The organism is Kitasatospora sp. NPDC090308 (assembly GCF_044769485.1).
GTDB lineage: Bacteria > Actinomycetota > Actinomycetes > Streptomycetales > Streptomycetaceae > Kitasatospora > Kitasatospora fiedleri.
In genome coordinates this window covers 793,912-811,272 of the sequence record NZ_JBIVXY010000002.1, presented here as the reverse complement: position 1 = coordinate 811,272, position 17,361 = coordinate 793,912, and the positions used below count along the sequence as shown (strand labels likewise).

The 17,361-nt window shown below is 74.1% G+C and carries 13 protein-coding genes and 1 pseudogene; 1 reads left to right on the top strand and 13 read right to left on the bottom strand.

Annotated elements, in window-relative coordinates; all coding sequences use genetic code 11:
• Nucleotides 1-33: 33 nt before the first annotated feature.
• From ACIQVD_RS07560 to ACIQVD_RS07515, 10 genes and pseudogenes are all read right to left on the bottom strand, one after another.
• Nucleotides 34-1,560 (bottom strand): annotated as a pseudogene (locus ACIQVD_RS07560) (putative bifunctional diguanylate cyclase/phosphodiesterase); the annotation flags it as partial.
• A 365-nt stretch (nucleotides 1,561-1,925) separates the two neighbouring features.
• Nucleotides 1,926-4,364 (bottom strand): NAD-dependent DNA ligase LigA, encoded by a 2,439-nt coding sequence (gene ligA / locus ACIQVD_RS07555; RefSeq protein WP_400681655.1) that lies wholly within the window; start codon nucleotides 4,362-4,364, stop codon nucleotides 1,926-1,928.
• Entirely contained in the window at nucleotides 4,361-5,344 is a 984-nt protein-coding gene (locus tag ACIQVD_RS07550) for a methionine synthase (RefSeq protein ID WP_400682627.1), read from the bottom strand. The genes ligA and ACIQVD_RS07550 overlap by 4 nt, the downstream gene beginning before the upstream one ends.
• Nucleotides 5,345-5,488: 144 nt before the next feature.
• A complete protein-coding gene (locus ACIQVD_RS07545) occupies nucleotides 5,489-7,690 on the bottom strand; it encodes a right-handed parallel beta-helix repeat-containing protein (RefSeq protein ID WP_402286656.1) in 2,202 nt (733 codons plus the stop codon).
• Nucleotides 7,691-7,897: 207 nt separating this feature from the next.
• Nucleotides 7,898-8,587: an SDR family oxidoreductase gene (locus ACIQVD_RS07540; RefSeq protein ID WP_400681659.1), complete on the bottom strand. Its 690-nt coding sequence runs from the start codon at nucleotides 8,585-8,587 to the stop codon at nucleotides 7,898-7,900.
• Between the two features lie 11 nt (nucleotides 8,588-8,598).
• Nucleotides 8,599-9,135, bottom strand: coding sequence for a TIGR00730 family Rossman fold protein (locus ACIQVD_RS07535; RefSeq protein WP_100836266.1), 537 nt, complete (start codon nucleotides 9,133-9,135; stop codon nucleotides 8,599-8,601).
• 80 nt (nucleotides 9,136-9,215) lie between these two features.
• Nucleotides 9,216-10,349, bottom strand: coding sequence for a tRNA 2-thiouridine(34) synthase MnmA (gene mnmA / locus ACIQVD_RS07530; protein WP_400681664.1), 1,134 nt, complete (start codon nucleotides 10,347-10,349; stop codon nucleotides 9,216-9,218).
• 42 nt (nucleotides 10,350-10,391) lie between these two features.
• Nucleotides 10,392-11,807 (bottom strand): MFS transporter, encoded by a 1,416-nt coding sequence (locus tag ACIQVD_RS07525; RefSeq protein ID WP_400681666.1) that lies wholly within the window; start codon nucleotides 11,805-11,807, stop codon nucleotides 10,392-10,394.
• Between the two features lie 148 nt (nucleotides 11,808-11,955).
• Complete coding sequence (locus ACIQVD_RS07520) at nucleotides 11,956-12,447, bottom strand: MarR family winged helix-turn-helix transcriptional regulator (protein ID WP_100836270.1); 492 nt, start codon at nucleotides 12,445-12,447, stop codon at nucleotides 11,956-11,958.
• Nucleotides 12,448-12,586: 139 nt separating this feature from the next.
• Nucleotides 12,587-13,768, bottom strand: a complete 1,182-nt coding sequence (locus tag ACIQVD_RS07515) for a cysteine desulfurase family protein (protein ID WP_400681667.1) — start codon at nucleotides 13,766-13,768, stop codon at nucleotides 12,587-12,589.
• 105 nt (nucleotides 13,769-13,873) lie between these two features.
• On the opposite strand from ACIQVD_RS07515, the gene ACIQVD_RS07510 reads away from it, so the two are divergent.
• Nucleotides 13,874-14,695 (top strand): IclR family transcriptional regulator, encoded by an 822-nt coding sequence (locus ACIQVD_RS07510; protein WP_400681668.1) that lies wholly within the window; start codon nucleotides 13,874-13,876, stop codon nucleotides 14,693-14,695.
• Here the strand turns inward: ACIQVD_RS07510 and ACIQVD_RS07505 are convergent.
• The 3 genes from ACIQVD_RS07505 to ACIQVD_RS07495 all read right to left on the bottom strand — a co-directional run bounded on the left by ACIQVD_RS07505 (nucleotide 14,631) and on the right by ACIQVD_RS07495 (nucleotide 17,197).
• Nucleotides 14,631-15,290 carry a trimeric intracellular cation channel family protein gene (locus tag ACIQVD_RS07505; protein ID WP_100836273.1) on the bottom strand — a complete coding sequence of 220 codons (660 nt, stop codon included), beginning with the start codon at nucleotides 15,288-15,290 and terminating at the stop codon, nucleotides 14,631-14,633. The two genes, ACIQVD_RS07510 and ACIQVD_RS07505, sit on opposite strands and share 65 nt — an antisense overlap.
• Nucleotides 15,291-15,335: 45 nt before the next feature.
• A complete protein-coding gene (locus ACIQVD_RS07500) occupies nucleotides 15,336-16,115 on the bottom strand; it encodes a ferritin-like domain-containing protein (protein WP_400681670.1) in 780 nt (259 codons plus the stop codon).
• A gap of 170 nt (nucleotides 16,116-16,285) precedes the next feature.
• Nucleotides 16,286-17,197: a DUF6891 domain-containing protein gene (locus ACIQVD_RS07495; protein ID WP_402286649.1), complete on the bottom strand. Its 912-nt coding sequence runs from the start codon at nucleotides 17,195-17,197 to the stop codon at nucleotides 16,286-16,288.
• Between the last annotated feature and the right edge of the window lie 164 nt (nucleotides 17,198-17,361).

Here is a 17,361-nt window from a genome sequence, read left to right as displayed (position 1 = left end):
GGGACGTTGCCGGGCGGCCCTCGAAGCGTGCGGTCAGCGCGGCAGCGACTCCACCGGCGGCGCGTCGTTGCGCCGCACCAGCAGCCAGGCGGTGGCCTGGTCGACGGGCAGCGCCGCCGAGACCAGCCAGCCCTGGACGGCGTCGACGCCCATGTCCTGGAGCCGCTCCCAGGTCTCGTCGTCCTCGACGCCCTCGGCGACCACGGTGAGCCCCAGCGAGTGGGCGAGCTCCACCGAGCAGCGCACCACGGCCGCGTCGTGGTCGTCGGCGACCATCCGGGAGACGAAGGAGCGGTCGATCTTGAGTTCGCCGACCGGCAGGCTGCGCAGCCGCACCATCGAGGAGTGCCCGGTGCCGAAGTCGTCCAGCGACATCCGCACGCCGTAGCGGCGCAGTTCGGCCAGGGTGTCGGCGGCCCGCCGGCTGTCATCCAGCAGCAGCCGTTCGGTGATCTCCAGTTGGAGCGCCACCGCGGGCACCTGGTGCCGGGTGAGGTGTCCGGCGACCCTGGCGGCGAAGCCGGGGTTGAGGACGTCGCGCGGCGAGACGTTGACCGCGACGGGCACCATCAGGCCCTGGTTGCGCCAGCGGGCGATCTGCCCGACGGCGCTCTCCAGCACGTAGTCGGTGAGCCGGGGCATCAGCCCGGAGGACTCGGCGAGGGCGATGAACTCGTCCGGCGCGACCCTCCCCTGCCCGGGCCGCTCCCAGCGCACCAGCGCCTCCAGGCCGACCACGCTGCCGTCGAAGGCCACCTTCGGCTGGTAGTGCAGCTGCACCTCGTTCATCTCGATGGCCCGCCGCAGGTCGCCGAGCAGGCCGATCCGGTACGGGGTGTCCAGGTCGCGGGCCTCGTCGTAGCGCTCGACGCCGCTGCGGCTGTGCTGGGCGTGGCCCATCGCGACGTCGGCGCGCCGCAGCAGCGACTCCGCGTCCTGGGCGTGGGTCGGGTAGACGCACACCCCGGCGCTGGCCTCCAGGACCAGCAGCAGGCCGTCCAGCCGGATCGGCGCGGCGAGTTCGGCGATCAGCGCCTTCGCGGTGCGCTCCAGCAGGTCGGGGCTGCCCACCCCCGGCAGCAGCACGGCGAACTCGTCGCCGCCCATCCGGGCCACCACCGGGCGCTCGCCGCGGCGGACCGGCGGGGGCAGCGCGGTGCCGTCCTCGCCGTCCCGGGGGTGGCCGGCGCCGGTGCGCAGGGCGCGGTGCAGCCGGCGGGCGATGTGCACCAGCAGCCGGTCGCCCGCGGTGTGGCCGAGGGCGTCGTTGAGCGAGCGGAAGCGGTCCAGGTCGAGCAGGATCAGGCCGACGCTGTAGCCGGGTTCGGCCTCGTGCCGGGCCAGTGCCTCCTGGGTGGCGATCAGCAGGGCCTGCCGGTTGGGCAGGTCGGTGAGCGGGTCGGTGAGCTGGTCCCGCGCCCGGTCGCGGGCGATCCGCCAGGCGGCGACCAGCACGGCCAGGGGAACCGCGAACAGCGGGAGCAGCTCGGGTTCGTAGCGGTACACCAGGACGGCCAGCGGGATGAGCGGCGCGGCCCCGGCCAGCAGCACGCCGAGCAGCAGGACCGCCCCTGCCACCCCCTGCGGCGGGCGTGTGGGCGCGCCGCCGGTCGTACGATCCATAAGCCCAGTCCTCCGTCGGGCCCGCCCCCCGGCGGGGCCGCCTCACGGTGAGGCACCCCTCTCCTCAGAGGTGCCGGTGGACGTCAGACGAGGGCGTGTCCCCGGGGCGCCGGCGGGAAAACCGGTGCCACACACTCCTGCTGACAGTTCGTAGCGCCCAGGGTAAGCCGGGGCGCACCACCTGGGCGCACTTTCGGGCCACCTCTGAGCGCAACGTCATATCCGCGCGTTGTCCAGTGACACAATGCCCGATTTCCTTCTCGAACACCCCGCTGACGCGGCATCAGGACGATAACGACGCGTCAGGAAACCTTCTCGTCCCTCCCTTCCCCGACATTTTCCCCCACCGCGTCCGCTTCGTTCGTATCGCCTTCGACGGCCGCCGCGTCCGCGCCCGGAGCCCCGTCCGCGCCCGCTTCCACGCCCTCCCGCGGGCCGTCCGCCGGGGCGCTCCCGGCGGTTTCCGGGCCGGTCAGCGGCTCCAGGCCGAGGTGCGCCCGGGCCGCGTCCGCGCCCTGGTCGAGCAGCACCGCGAAGCCCGCGTCGTCCAGCACCGGGACGCCCAGCTGCACCGCTTTGTCGTACTTGGAGCCGGGGTTGTCGCCGACCACCACGAAATGCGTCTTCTTCGAGACCGCGCCGGTGACCTTGGCGCCGCGCGAGGTCAGCGCCTCCTTGGCGCCGTCCCGGGTGTGCCCGGCGAGGGTGCCGGTGACCACCACGGTCAGGCCCTCCAGCGGGCGTTCGCCCTGCTCCGGCCCGCCCTCCTCGGTGAAGGCCACGCCGGCGGCGCGCCACTTCTCCAGCAGCTCGCGGTGCCAGTCCTCGGCGTACCACTCCTTGACGGCGCGGGCGATGGTCGGCCCGACGCCCTCGACCGCGGCCAGTTCGGTCTCGTCGGCGGCGAAGACCCGGTCCAGGTCGCGGAACTCGCGGGCCAGCTGCTGGGCGGCGACCGGGCCGACGTGCCGGATCGACAGGCCGTTCAGGAAACGCCACAGCGGGCGGTCCTTGGCGGCGGCCAGGTTCTCCAGCAGGAGGCCGGTGTTCTTCTTCGGCGCGCCCGTGGTGGTGGCGAAGAAGGAGACCTTCTTCTCCTCGCCGGTCTTGTCGTCCAGCTTGGGCATGCCGGTCTTCGGGTCGCGCACCAGCACCTTGATCGGCAGCAGCTGCTCCTCGGTCAGGCCGAAGATGTCGCCCTCGTCCCGCACCGGCGGGTCGGCGGGCTCCAGCGGCTGGGTCAGCGCGGTGGCGGCGACGTAGCCGAGGCCCTCGACGTCCAGGCACTGGCGGCCGCCGAGGAAGGCGATCCGCTCGCGGATCTGGGCCGGGCAGCGCTGGGCGTTGGGGCAGCGCAGGTCGATGTCGCCCTCGGACATCGGGCGCAGCGGGGTGCCGCACTCCGGGCACCGCTCGGGCATCACGAACTCGCGCTCGCCGCCGTCGCGCAGGTCGTAGACCGGGCCGAGGATCTCCGGGATGACGTCGCCGGCCTTGCGCAGCACGACGGTGTCGCCGAGCAGCACGTCCTTGGCCTTGACCACCTGCTGGTTGTGCAGGGTGGCGTACTGCACCATCGAGCCGGCCACCTTCACCGGCGCGGCCAGCACCGCGTACGGGGTGGCCCGGCCGGTGCGGCCGATGCCGATCTTGATGTCGGCGAGCTTGCCGGTGACCTCCTCCGGCGGGTACTTCCAGGCGATCGCCCAGCGCGGCGACTTGGAGGTGGAGCCGAGCCGGCCCTGGAGGGCGATCTCGTCGACCTTGACCACCACGCCGTCGATCTCGTGCTCGACGGAGTGCCGCTGCTCGCCGAAGCGCTTGATGAACGCCCGCACCTCGTCCAGCGTGCCGACCACCTCGTTGTGCCGGGCGGTGGGCAGGCCCCAGTCGTGCAGCAGCCGGTACGCGTGCGACTGGCAGTCGATGTCGAAGCCGGTCCGGGCGCCGATGCCGTGCACCACCATCCGCAGCGGGCGGGAGGCGGTGACGTGCGGGTCCTTCTGGCGCAGCGAGCCGGCGGCGGCGTTGCGCGGGTTCATGAACAGCCGGATCATCGCCCGGGGCCGCTTGCCCTCCTTGGCGCGCTCCTCGTTCTCCTGCCGGCGGCGCTCGTTCTCCGCCGCGAAGGAGGCGTTCAGCGCGTCGAACTCCTCGGTGGGGAAGTACACCTCGCCGCGGATCTCGACCAGCTCCGGGACGTTCTCGCCGCGCAGCCGGTGCGGGATGCCCTTGATGGTGCGGACGTTGGCGGTGATGTCGTCGCCGACCACGCCGGTGCCGCGGGTGGCGGCCAGCACCAGTTCGCCGCGCTCGTACGTCAGGTTGACGGCCAGGCCGTCGACCTTGAGCTCGCACAGGTAGTGGTAGTCGATGCCGGACAGCTCGGTGGCGACCCGCTCGGCCCAGGCGGCCAGCTCCTCCTCGTCCATCGCGTTGTCGAGGCTGAGCAGCCGCTCCCGGTGCACCACGGGGGCGAACTGCTCGGTCGACCCGCCGCCGACCTTCTGGCTCGGCGAGTCGGGCGTGACCAGCGCCGGGTGGGCGGCCTCCAGCGACTCCAATTCCCGCATCAGGGCGTCGAACTCGGCGTCGCTGATGACCGGGGCGTCCTGGTCGTAGTACCGGGCCCGGTGCTCCTCGATCTCGGTCGCCAGCTCGGCGTGCCGCGTCCGCACCTCCGCCGGGATCTCCTCCCAGCCCTCCACAGCCGCCACCGCGCCGTCCTCCTCGCTCGTCACTCCGGGTTGTCCACCAGGCTCCGGGCCGCCCGCACCGCCGCGGCCAGTGCCCGCCGCGCGTACGCCGGGGACGCCCCCGCCAGCCCGCACGTCGGCGTCACCACCACGCGGCGGCCCAGCAGCTCGGGGGCCAGCCCGAGCCTGCGCCACAACGTCCTGACCCCCTGGACACTACCGGCCGGGTCCGACGTTTCGACGTCGGCGGACGGCACCACACCGGCCAGCAGCAGCGTGCCGCCCTCGACCGCCTCGCCGAGGTCGTCGTCGTCACGTTCGGTCAGCAGGCCGAAGTCCAGGCTGATCCCGGCGGCCCCGGCCCGGCGCAGCAGCGGGATCGGCACCCCGGGCGCGCAACTGTGCACCAGGACGGGCGCGTCGAGGCCGCCGATCAGCTCGCGCAGGGCCTGCTCGGCGCGTTGGCGGTCAACGGCGCGCAGCCGCTGGAAGCCGCTGGCGGTCTTCACCGACCCGGCCAGCACGGCGGGCAGCAGCGGCTCGTCCAGTTGCAGCACCACCGTCGCGCCGGGGACCCGGCGGCGGACGTCGGCGAGGTGGCGGCGCAGGCCCTCGGCGAGCGAGCCGGCCAGGTCCCGGCAGGCGCCGGGATCGCTGAGCGCCTTCTCCCCGTGCCGCAGCTCGATCGAGCCGGCCAGCGTCCACGGCCCGACCGCCTGCACCTTGAGCGGGCCGGTGTAGCCCTGGGTGTACTCCTCCAGCGCGTCCAGGTCCTCGCCGAGCCAGGACACCGCCCGCCTGGTGTCCCGCCCGGGGCGGTCGGTGAACCGCCAGCCGCTGGGCTCGGTCTGCACGAACAGCTCGGTCAGCAGCCCGGCGCCGCGCCCGATCATGTCCGCCCCGGGCCCGCGCGCGGGCAGTTCGGGCAGGTGCGGCAACTGCTCCAGCTCGGCCGTCACCCCCCGGGCCATCTCCCGCACGTCCCGGCCGGGCATCGATCCGATCGCCGTCGCGGCGCCGTACATCTCGGGGAAGGAGTGCTCACTGGTCACGGGCACCGAGCCTAAGGGGTCCCGGGACGCGCGCAGGGCGCGGGGAGGATTCCCTCGCGCCCTGCGTCCTGCTGCTTTGCCGTCCTGCTGTTCCGCCGTCGGCCGTCCCGCGCCCGGTCAGCGCGAGTTGTAGCCGGGGGTGTCGACCACCAGGTGCACCGGAGCGTCGCTGGCGTTGTAGAACGACACCTTGCCGTCCTGGACCTTGACCACCACCTGGTTCGGGATGGTCTCGCCCTTGACCCAGTTGAGGTTGGACACGTTCGGGGCGGTGCCGCCGTGCGGGTAGACCGTCAGGTGCCCGTCCGTGCCGGGCTCGGTCACGGTGACGTTGAGGGTCACCGAGTCCGTCACCGGCATGTCCAGGTCGAGGTCGAGCGTGCCCCGGGCGGGCACCGGGCCGGCGTGGCGCATGTTGGTGCCGGAGCCGAAGCCCCAGTCCTCCCGGGTGTCCATGAGGCGCCAGGGGCCGACCGGGCGGTACGTCTCGTACCCGTTCGCGCTGTAGTAGCCGGCCAGGTCGGCGATCACGTGCACGGTGCTGTCGGAGGCGTTGTAGAACGACACCTTGCCGTCGATCACCGGGACGGTCACCAGGTTCGGGATCGTCTTCCCGGCCGTCCAGTTGAGGTTGGACGCGTTCGGGGCGGCACCGCCGTGCGGGTAGACGGTGAGGTGCCCCTCCTGGCCGGGCTCGGTGACGGTGACGTTCAGCGTGACCGCGGTGACGCCCTGGGCCGGCACCCCGGCGAGACCGGTCACCGGCAGGTCGACGGTGCCCCGCGCCGCGACCGGCGTGGTGGTCGGCACCCCGATGTGCGCCCGGGTGTCCAGCAGCCGGGACGGGGACTTCGAGGTGAAGACGCTGCCCTTGCCGCTGTAGTAGCCCGCCAGATCGGCGATCACGTGCACGGTGCCGGGCGAGGCGTTGTAGAACGACACCTTGCCGTCGACCACCGGGACGGTCACCAGGTTCGGAATCGTCTTCCCGGCCGTCCAGTTGAGGTTCGAGGAGGTCGGGCGGTCCCCGCCGTGCGGGTACACGGTGAGGTGCCCCTCGGCCGCCGGGTCGGTGACGGTGACGTTCAGCGTGACTGCGGTGACGCCCTGGGCCGGCACCCCGGCGAGACCGGCCACCGGCAGGTCGACGGTGCCCCACGCCGCGACCGGCGTGGTGGTCGGCACCCCGATGTGCGCCCGGGTGTCCAGCAGCCGGGACGGGCCGGCGGGGGTGAACAGGCTGCCGAAGTCCATGTACTCCTGCGCGCCCCGGTCACGGGTGCCGCTGCCGGTACCGGTGTTGGGCACGGTCGGGTGGTCCGCGGCCGGCTGGCCGTAGGCGTCCCGGTCGAGCATGCCCGGCGCGTTCTCGTCCGCCGAGTCGATGACCGGCGACGGCTTGTGGCTCGGGTCCCGCTGCCAGAGCCAGTCCGGGTCCGCGACGATCTCGTGCGCGCCCTGGCCGGTGGCGGCGGTGAGGGCCTGCTGGGTGCTGTAGGTGGTGCCGCCCCAGTTGTAGGCCGCGCCGCCGCTCAGCGAGCTGACCAGGTCGTAGTCCAGCTTGGTGCCGGTGGTCGCGGTCGCGGCGACCGTGATCCCGGTGGCCCGGCCGGGGTTGGCGCAGGCCGGCGGCCCGTAGCCGGTCTGGGCCTCCACCACGTTGTTCTCGATGGTCGCCCCGGTGGAGGCGCCGCCGAGCACGATGCCCGGGAAGCAGGAGCTCCGGACGGTGTTGCTGACCACGACGGTGCCCGGCGCGTCGGTGACCTGGATGCCGGTCATGTTGTCGACGTTGTTGCCGTACACCTGGTTGGTGCTGATCACGGTGTTCTGCGAGCCGCCGTCGACGAGGGCCACCGGGCCCTTGCCCTCCAGGTCCGAGCCGGCCACGACCACGTCGGTGGACCCGTTGGTGACCTGGACGCCCGTGCCGAAGAAGGTGACGCCGCGGACCTTGATGTCGTTGCCGTGGTCAACCAGCAGCGCCTTCTTGGTGTACGACGCGGTGACCGTCAGGTTCTGGAACACCAGGTGCTGCGCGCCCGCGACGAGCAGTCCGTTGCTCGGGTGCGCGGAGTCCGAGTCCGCGTGGATGCGGCTGCCGCCGATCGAGTTCTCGTTCTCGGTCCCGCGGAAGGTGATCGGCGCGTCGGCCGTGCCCGAGCGGGTGAACGTCAGATCGGTCTCGTTGTAGTCGCCGTCGGCGATCTCGACGGTCTGCCCCGCGTTCACCACCGCGGCCGCGGCCGCCACGTGGCAGAACGGGAGCGCCGGTGTCCCGGCGCCCGCCCCGTCGGAGCAGGACACCGTGTTGTTCACGTGGAGCGTGCCCGCGGCCGCTGACGCGGCACCCGCCCCGATGGCCGGAACGGCCACCGAGCCGAGCACCAGAACGCCCGCAGCCGCTGCTATGCGCCTGTTGATGACTTACCCCCCAGAGCAGAAGTTCGGCAGATCCGAACGGGGGGATGGTTCCAGATTCGTACGTACACCGCAAGGAATTACCGCGGCGCCCCCCGGTGTCGCCTACCGGCCGGGGCGGACGGTGATCTCGGTGATCTCCGCGTCGCGCGGCAGGTCGAGCGCGGTGAGGACGGCGGTGGCGACCGAGTCCGGGGCGATCCAGCGGTCCGGGTCGTACTCCTTGCCCTCCTGCTGGTGCACCTTCACCTGCATCGGGGTGGCGGTCCGCCCGGGGTAGACGGTGGTCACCCGGACGCCGTTGGCGTGCTCCTCCTGCCGCAGCGCGTCCGCCAGCGCGCGGACCGCGAACTTGCTGGCAGCGTACGAGCCCCAGGTCGGGTCGGCGCGCAGGCCGGCGCCGGAGTTGACGAACACCACGTGGCCGCGGGCCTGCCGGAGCGAGGGCAGCAGCAGGCGGGTGAGTTCGGCGGGCGCGACCGCGTTGACGTTGAGCTGGTGCTGCCACGCCTTGACCGGGGTCTCCCCGATCGTGCCGAGCTCGACCACGCCCGCGACGTGCAGCAGCGAGTCGAGCTCCACCGGCAGCGCCTGGTGGCCGAACGCCCAGGACAGCTTGGCCGGGTCGTCCAGGTCCCCGACCAGGGTCCGCGCGTCCGGGTGGCGCTCGCGCAGCTGGGCGGCGCGGCGGGCGTCCCGGGCGAGCAGCCACAGCTCCTCGCCGCGGGCGGCGAGCCGGTCGGTGACGGCGGCGCCGATGCCGGAACCGGCTCCGGTGATCAGGTGGACACCCATGGTGGTCTTCCTTATTGGGGCTGGTGGGCGGACAGGTGGGCGAGCGCCTCGGCGGGCGTCCGGGCGAAGGCCACCAGCTCGGCGAGCGGGCGGGGCAGGAAGCCCTCGGCGTCCATCCGCTCCAGCTGGAGGCGCAGGCCGGTGTAGAAGCCCTCGGTGTCCAGGACGACCACCGGCTTGTCGTGCAGGCCGTGCTTCTTGAGCTCCAGCACCTCGGTGATCTCGTCCAGCGTGCCGATCCCGCCGACCAGCACCACCAGCGCGTCCCCGTGGGCCAGCAGCTCGGCCTTCCGGGTCGGCAGGTCCGGCATGGTCACCAGCTCGTCCGCCCCCTCGTACGCCTTGTGCCGCAGGAACTCCACCGAGATCCCCACCAGCCGCCCGCCGGCCTCCTTGACCCCGTCCGCGAGCTGCCCCATCAGCCCGGCGTGCGACCCGCCCCACACCAGCGTGTGCCCGGCCTCCCCGAGCAGCCGGGCGAACTCGGCCGCCGGGTCGGTGTACTTGGCGTCGAGGGAGTTGGCGGAGCAGAAGACCGTGATGTTCATAGTGCTCCCAGTCCTATCACCGCCCGGCCCGCCCGGGTCAAACCGATAACCGGCCGGAAAACCCCCGGCCCGCCGGGTCGTCAGACCGCGACGGCGCGTTCGGTGGCGGCGATGGTGGCCGAGCCGACCACCCGGGTGCCGTCGTAGAGGACCACGGCCTGGCCGGGGGCGATGCCGCGGGCGGGGGTGTCGAGGCGGACGTGCAGTCGGTCGTCGGTGAGGACGGCGGTGACCGGGACCTCCTCGCCGTGGGCGCGGAGCTGGGCGGTGTAGCGGCCCTCGCCGGTGGCCGGGGTGCCGCACCAGCGGGGGCGGATGGCGGTGAGGGCGTGGACGTCGAGGCCGTCGGCGGGGCCGACGGTGACGGTGTTGTTCACCGGGGAGATGTCGAGGACGTAGCGGGGCTTGCCGTCGGCGGCGGGGCGGCCCAGGCGCAGGCCCTTGCGCTGGCCGATGGTGAAGCCGTAGGCGCCGTCGTGCTCGCCGAGCTTGGTGCCGTCGGTGTCGAGGATGTCGCCGGGGGCGGTGCCGAGGCGCTCGGCGAGGAAGCCCTGGGTGTCGCCGTCGGCGATGAAGCAGATGTCGTGGCTGTCGGGCTTCTTGGCGACGGCGAGGCCGCGCCGTCCGGCCTCTTCGCGGATGACGTCCTTGGTGGTGTCGCCGAGCGGGAAGAGCGAGTGGGCGAGCTGTTCGGCGTCGAGCACGCCGAGCACGTAGGACTGGTCCTTGGCGGCGTCGACGGCGCGGTGCAGTTCGCGGGTGCCGTCGGGGTGGTCGACGATCCGGGCGTAGTGGCCGGTGCAGACGGCGTCGAAGCCGAGCGCGACCGCCTTGTCGAGCAGCGCGGCGAACTTGATCTTCTCGTTGCAGCGCAGGCACGGGTTGGGGGTGCGCCCGGCGGCGTACTCGGCGACGAAGTCCTCGATCACGTCCTCGCGGAAGCGCTCGGCCAGGTCCCAGACGTAGAACGGGATGCCGATCACGTCGGCGGCGCGGCGGGCGTCCCGGGAGTCCTCCAGGGTGCAGCAGCCGCGGGCGCCGGTGCGGAAGGACTGCGGGTTGCTGGCGAGCGCCAGGTGGACGCCGGTCACCTCGTGGCCGGCCTCGACGGCCCGGGCGGCGGCGACGGCGGAGTCGACGCCGCCGGACATCGCGGCGAGCACGCGCAGGCGGCCGGTGGACGGGGTGGTCGGGGCGCCGGGGAAGTCAGTCATGGTGCCTCCAAGCGTAACGGGGGTGCCCGGCGCCCTCGACGGTCAGTGCCGGACCAGGGCGGGGGAATCGGCGGCGGCCGGTCCGGCGGGGGCGGCCGGGCGGCGGTGCCGGGGCAGCGCGAGGGCCAGCAGCAGGGCGGCGAGCAGGAGCCCGGCGCCGGTGCCGAAGGCGAGGTGGAACCCGCCGACGCCGCGGTCGGCGGCCAGTGCGCTGAGGACGGCGACGCCGAGCGCGGCGCCGACCTGCTGGGTGGTGGTGAGCAGGCCGGAGAGCAGTCCGGCGTCGGCGGGGCCGGCCTCGGCCATGCCGAGGGCGGTGAGGGCGGTGGTGGCGAGGCCGAACCCGGCCGCGCTGAGCAGGGTGGGCAGGACGTCGGCGGCGTAGTCGAGGCGGCCGGCCGGGAGCCGGGTGAGCAGGCCGATGCCGACGGTGAGCAGGGCCAGGCCGAGCAGCAGGGTGCGGCGTTCGCCGAGCCGGGCGATGGTGCGGGCGGCGAGCAGCAGGGAGACCGCGCCGATGGTGAGGGCGGCGGGCAGCATGGCCAGTCCGGTGGCCAGGGCGCCGTAGTGCTGGACCTGCTGGAGGTACAGGGCGAGCAGGATCTGGAAGCCGAACAGTGCGGCCAGCATGAGGAGTTGGATCAGGTTGGCGAGCGCGGTGGTGCGCCGGGCGAGGACCCGCAGCGGGAGCAGCGGGGTCGCGGTGCGGGTCTGCCGGAGCAGGAAGGCGGCGAGCAGGACGAGCGCGGCGGCGCCGGTGGCCAGGGTGCGGGCGGAGGTCCAGCCGGCCGGGCCGCCCTCGACGATGGTGTAGACGCCGAGCATCAGTCCGCCGGTGACCAGGACGGCGCCGGGGGCGTCGGCGCCCGCCCGCAGACCGGGGCCGCGGTCGTCGGCCAGCAGGCGCAGGCCCGCGAGCAGGGCGGCGGCGCCGATCGGCAGGTTGATGAAGAAGATCCAGTGCCAGCCGAGGCCCTGGGTGAGGACGCCGCCGAGCACCTGGCCGATCGAGGCGCCGGTCGCGCCGGTGAAGCCGACCGCGCCGAACGCCTTGGCCCGCTCGGCGGGGTCGGGGAAGAGCGCGACCACCATGCCGAGGCCGACGGCGGAGGCCAGCGCCCCGCCGGCGCCCTGGAGGAAGCGGGCGGCGATCAGTGTCCCGGGGTTCGCCGCGAGGCCGCACAGCACGGAGGCGGCGGTGAAGCCGGCGATCCCGGCGAGGTAGGTCCGGCGACGGCCGAGCAGGTCGCCGAGCCGTCCGGCGAGCAGCAGCAGTCCGCCGAAGGCGACCACGTAGGCATCCACCACCCAGGCCAGTCCGGCCGGTCCGATGTGCAGGTCGGCCTGGATGGCGGGCAGCGCGACGGTGGTGATCGACCCGTCCAGGATCACCATCAGCATCCCGGCGCACACCACCGCGAGGGCCAGCCAGCGGGCGCGGGACGAGTTCTCGGACATGGGTCTTCTCCCTCCCGGGGACGCGCGGGCGCGCTCCCCCGATAAGAGAGACCGTAGCAGATAGTTTCGTAATAGACGATCCAGAACGGAACGTACTCGCGGGCGACTCCCCGGCCTCCCCCCGGCCCGTCCCCGACCCGCCCCCGGCCTATCCCTGGCGGGACCGCCGCGGTCGGCGCACCACGCCCCCCTCGCCGACCATCGGGAACTCCGCCGCCTGCTGCAGCCGGTCCAGCGCGTCCACGAAGACCTGCCGCTCCCCCGCCGACAGCTCGCCCAGCGCCTCCCCGTGCACCCGGTCGACGATCACCTCGCCGCGCCGCACCAGCTCCGCGCCCGCGGGGGTGACCCGGATGACCTTCACCCGCCGGTCGGTCGCGGACGGGTGGCGCTCGGCCAGGCCGTCCCGCTCCAGCTCGTCGGCGGTGACCACCATGGTGGTCTTGTCCAGCCCGGCGATCGCGGCCAGCTGCGACTGGGTGCGCTCGGCCTCCATGGCGTGCAGCAGTACGCAGTGCTTGCGCGGGGAGCTGTCGATCTCGGCCAGGGCCAGCGACAGGCGGGTGTTCATGGCGTGCGCGGCCTGGGCCAGCAGCCCGGTGAGGTCACGGACGGTGCGCTCGGGCAGGGGTGCGTTCATGCCCCCAGCGTACGTCCCGAAGCAGAAGGTCCCGTCGCAAACGGAACCCCACCCGGGCGACCCGCCCGGACGGCCCGCCCGGGCAACGCGCCCAGCAGAAGACCCGCCCGGCGGACGACCCGCCCGGCGGACGGCCCGCTCAGCGCGCGGCGCGCACCAGCCCGGCCCGCCGGGCCCGCTCCACCGCGCCGGGCAGCGCGGCGGCCAGCGCCGCCACGTCCGCGGCGGTGGAGGTGTGCCCGAGCGAGAAGCGCAGCGAGGCGCGGGCCAGGCCCGGGTCGACGCCCATCGCCAGCAGCACGTGGCTGGGCTGGGGGACGCCGGCCGAGCAGGCCGAGCCGGTGGAGCACTCCACGCCGGCCGCGTCCAGCAGCATCAGCAGCGCGTCGCCCTCGCAGCCGGGGAAGGAGAAGTGCGCGTTGGCGGGCAGCCGCCCGTCCGCGCCCGGGTCGCCGTTGAGCACCGCGTCCGGCGCGGCCGAGCGGACCACGGCCAGCAGCTCGTCGCGCAGCGCGCCGGTCGCGGCCGCGTACCCGGGCTGCCGCTCGACGGCCAGCCCGGCGGCCACCGCGAACCCGGCGGCGCCGGGCACGTCCAGCGTGCCGGAGCGGACGTCGCGCTCCTGGCCGCCGCCGTGCAGCAGCGGGACGGGCTTGGCGGAGCGGGCCAGCAGCAGCGCGCCGACCCCGTACGGGCCGCCGACCTTGTGGCCGGTGACGGTGAGCGCGGTCAGCCCGGAGTCCGCGAAGGAGACCGGCACCTGGCCCAGCGCCTGCACCGCGTCGGAGTGCATCGGCACTTCGAACTCGGCGGCGACGGCGGCGAGTTCGCGGATCGGCTGGACGGTGCCGACCTCGTTGTTGGCCCACATCACGGTGACCAGCGCGACCGTCTCCGGGGCCCGCTCGATCGCCTCCCGCAGCGCCTCGGGGTGCACCCGGCCGAGCGCGTCGACCGGCAGGTACTCGACCTCGGCGCCCTCGTGCTCGGCCAGCCAGTGCACCGCGTCCAGCACCGCGTGGTGCTCGACCGGGCTGCTGAGCACCCGGCGGCGGGCCGGGTCGGCGTCGCGCCGGGCCCAGTAGAGGCCCTTGACCGCCAGGTTGTCGGACTCGGTGCCGCCCCCGGTGAACACGATCTCGCTGGGGCGGGCGCCCAGCGACTCGCCGAGCGACTCCCGGGACTCCTCGACCACCCGGCGGGCGCGCCGCCCGGCGGCGTGCAGCGAGGAGGCGTTGCCGACGGCGCCGAACTGCGCCGTCATCGCGGCGACCGACTCGGGCAGCATCGGGGTGGTGGCGGCGTGGTCGAGGTAAGCCATAGCGGGAACCAGTGTAGGCGGCCGCAGAGTCACGATTTGGCCATTGCACCCTCTGCAACGCGCCGTTACCCTTCCGGCCACGATGCTGTGAGAGGGGAGAGGCCGTTGTCCCAGACGGTCGACCGCGCGCTGACCATCCTGGCGTCGCTCGGTGAGGGCCCGGCGTCGCTGGAGCAGGCCGCCGCGAAGATCGGCGTGCACAAGTCCACCGCGCTGCGGCTGCTGCGCACCCTGCAGGAGCACGGTTTCGTGCACCGGCAGTCCGACCAGCGCTACCGCCTCGGCGGCCGGCTGTTCGCGCTCGCCCACCAGGCGCTGGAGGGCATCGACATCCGGCAGGTCGCCGCCCCGTACCTGGCGGTGCTCAACGAGCGCTACGGGCACACCGTGCACCTGTCGGTGCTGGAGGAGGACGAGGTGCTGTACCTCGACAAGGTCGAGGCCAGGTACCCGGACCACGGCCGCAGCTGGCTCGGCGAGGCCAGCCGGATCGGCCGACGGGCGCCCGCGGTGGCCACCGCGGCGGGCAAGGTGCTGCTGGCCGACCTTCCGGCCGAGAAGCTGACCGCGTTCCTGGCCGAGGTGGACTTCCCGGCCCGCACCCCGCAGTCGATCCGCGGCCCGGAGGAGTTCCGGGCCGAGCTGTCCGAGGTGCGCCGCCGCGGCTGGGCGGTGGACCAGGCCGAGTACCAGGAGTCGGTGAACTGCATCGCCGCCCCGATCGCCGGCACCGAGGGCACCGCCATCGCCGCCTGCTCGATCTCCGCGCCGGTCCGGATCGCCTCGGTGACCGAGCTGAGCAAGCTGCTGCCGGAGCTGCTGTGCACGGTGGAGGCGATCTCGCTGGCGTACGGCGGCTCGCCTACTCCTCGCTGGTGCGAGAACCGTTGCGGTGCCAAGCACGCGGTGCGCGCCAGCCGTACCTGAGCGCCAGCATCCGCATGGTGAACGCGACCACCGCGGCCAGCGAGGCGTTCAGCGGGGTCAGCCGCCCGATCCCGATCAGCACCGCCACCACGGCGGAGCCGACCAGCGCCGGGACGGCGTAGATCTCGCGGTCCCAGCGCAGCAGCGAGGGCGGCTCCATCGCCAGCAGGTCGCGGATCACGCCGCCGCCCGCGGCGGTCAGCATGCCGCAGGCCACCGAGGCGACCGCGCCGAGCCCGTAGGCGTGCGCCTTGATGGTGCCGGTGACGCAGAACAGGCCCAGGCCCGCGGCGTCCAGCACCATCACCGCCCGGTTGATCCGCTCCACCTCGGGGTGCAGGAAGAACACCACCACCCCGGCCACCAGCGGGGTCGGGAAGTACCCGAAGCTGGTGAACGCGGCCACCGGCAGCGCCCCGATCACCAGGTCCCGCAGGACGCCGCCGCCCAGCGCGGTCGCCTCGGCCAGCACGCAGATGCCGAAGATGTCCATGTTCTTGCGGACGGCCATCAGGCCGCCGGACAGCGCGAACACGAAGATGCCCACCAGGTCGAGGACCTGCTGGACGGTGTGCGGGAAGATCTCGGACGTCACCTGGTCAGTCTGCACGCCGTCCCCCCGCGGCCGGCCCCCGGGCGGTCAGGCGAACTGCTCGTGCGGCGCGGGCCCGCCCAGCGCGTTCAGCCGGGCCGGCATCCGCAGCGTGGTCATCCGCCGCCAGCCGCCCGCCCGTTCGTACCCGTACACCGCGTGGATGCCGGCCGCCAGCGCCGCCGACTTCGCCCGCGGCCAGCGCAGCAGCTCCCCCAGGTGCGCCATCACGGCCAGGCTGACGTCCCGGTAGGTGCGGATCTCCGCCCGGGCGGTGGACTGCAGGGTGTCCAGGATCGCCCGCCCGTGCCCGTGGTACGCCAGCCGCAGCAGCTCCTCGTGGCAGAACGCCAGGTGGTTGTCCTCGTCGTTGGAGATCATCCGCACCGCCCGGCCCAGCTCCGGGTGGTCGCCGAAGATCCGCTTCAGCATCAGCATCTGCTCGGCGGCGCGCTGCTCGGTCACCCGGCTGTGCGCCAGGTACGTGATGACGTCCTGCTCGGTCAGCGGCTCGTCCCGGCGCAGCCGGGCGTGCGCCAGGCCGATGCCCTGCCGCTCCAGGATCATCGTGTAGTCGGTGTCGTCCGGGACGTCCCGCTCGGTCAGGCCGCGCTTGTGCATCAGCGCCTTGAAGATCCGCCCGTGCTTGTCCTCGTCCGCGCCGTGCCGGGCCACCTTGGGGGCCAGCTCCGGGTCGGGCACCAGCCGGGCGATCCGGCCGTTCTCCCAGCCGCCCTGGTCCTCGCCCTTCGCGGCGATCGAGCAGAACAGCCGGAACGCCTGGTCGTCGTCGTGGATCTCCTGGAACAGACTGCGGGCCGACAGCATGGTGACCTACCCTCGCACGGGAGCCGGGACGTTCCGCTCCAGTCAAGGCACCGCCCCCGCCCCCGGCAACAGCTCCGGCCGGGTGCTGCGCCGGACGAAGGACAGCCTGCCCTGCGGGGGGCCAGGCCCTGTCCGGCCGGTCTTGCCGGGCGCGCGACGCCGGACGGGGCCTAGCCGACCAGCCGGCGCCGCCAGTCCAGGCCGGTCGCCCGGATCGCCCGCCCCGGGTCGCCGTCCCAGTCGGTCCGCAGGCCGACCGCCCGGACCGCCGCGACGACCTCCCGGCCGACGGCGGCAGTGGTCTCCGCGGAGTCGTCGAAGCCGCCGTAGTACAGCGTCAGGTCGCCGCCGCCGGCCACCGCCGCGGTGCCCTGGGAGTGGAAGTAGACGAAGCCCCGGGCCTGCGGGTTCTCAGCGCCGATCTCGGCGTTGCCGCAGTTGCGGCAGCAGGTGAAGTCCTCCCGGGCGGTGATCCCGGCCGCCTCCAGGGCCGCGAACGCCCGGGTCAGCCGCTCCGGGTCGGTCTCGCCCGTCCAGGCGCGCTGCTCGGCGACCCGCTCCAGCCACATCCGGTCGGCCAGTTGCCTGGCCTGGGCCTTGCTCACCGGTCGGTGCTCCCGGTTCACCAGGAACTCCTCCGCCACCTCGGCCGCCTGGTCCAGCGTCGCGTACCCGCCGACCAGCAGCCGCCGCACCTCGGCGACCAGGGCCTCCTCGTCCTGCCCGGACAGCTCCAGCGGCGCGGGCTCCGGGTCGGGCCCGAAGTCGATCCGCTCCCACTCCTCCCCCGCCGCCCAGTCGGCGTCCTGCCGGGCCCAGCCGATGAGCAGCTCGGCGACCCGCTCCGGCTCGGCCACCCGCGTCCGGTAGTGCCGGGACTGCGCGCCGTCCCGGTACTCGACCGTCAGGGTCTCGTCCTCCGGGCAGGTCTGGGCGTAGGTGTCCGGCAGGTCGGGCACCCGCTGGAGGACCAGGAAGGCACCCGGCCAATGCGCCATGTCCTCCACCAGGTCGGCGAGTTCGTCCTCCGACACCCGCACCCGTACCACGTCGTCCTGGTCCCTGACCGCGATCTCCAGCATGGCCCCCACCCTGCCACCCGCCACTGTCAGGGCCCGGGCACGGCCGCGGGGGGGGCCCCGGGGGGGGGGGGGGGGGGCCCCCGGGGGGCCCCCGGGGGGGGGGGGGGGGGGGGGGGGGGGCCCCGCCCGGGGAGCCCGGCGCGGGGCGGGCCCCCGCGGGCCCG

What these genes read in the sequence shown, in the direction of transcription:
- ACIQVD_RS07550 (WP_400682627.1), bottom strand. Translation starts at nt 5,344, where the DNA reads ATGTACGGCGCCGCGACGGCGATCGGATCGATGCCCGGCCGGGACGTG.
- ACIQVD_RS07540 (WP_400681659.1), bottom strand. Translation starts at nt 8,587, where the DNA reads ATGGGTGTCCACCTGATCACCGGAGCCGGTTCCGGCATCGGCGCCGCC.
- ACIQVD_RS07535 (WP_100836266.1), bottom strand. Translation starts at nt 9,135, where the DNA reads ATGAACATCACGGTCTTCTGCTCCGCCAACTCCCTCGACGCCAAGTAC.
- mnmA (WP_400681664.1), bottom strand. Translation starts at nt 10,349, where the DNA reads ATGACTGACTTCCCCGGCGCCCCGACCACCCCGTCCACCGGCCGCCTG.
- ACIQVD_RS07525 (WP_400681666.1), bottom strand. Translation starts at nt 11,807, where the DNA reads ATGTCCGAGAACTCGTCCCGCGCCCGCTGGCTGGCCCTCGCGGTGGTG.
- ACIQVD_RS07520 (WP_100836270.1), bottom strand. Translation starts at nt 12,447, where the DNA reads ATGAACGCACCCCTGCCCGAGCGCACCGTCCGTGACCTCACCGGGCTG.
- ACIQVD_RS07515 (WP_400681667.1), bottom strand. Translation starts at nt 13,768, where the DNA reads ATGGCTTACCTCGACCACGCCGCCACCACCCCGATGCTGCCCGAGTCG.
- ACIQVD_RS07500 (WP_400681670.1), bottom strand. Translation starts at nt 16,115, where the DNA reads ATGCTGTCGGCCCGCAGTCTGTTCCAGGAGATCCACGACGACGACCAG.
- ACIQVD_RS07495 (WP_402286649.1), bottom strand. Translation starts at nt 17,197, where the DNA reads ATGCTGGAGATCGCGGTCAGGGACCAGGACGACGTGGTACGGGTGCGG.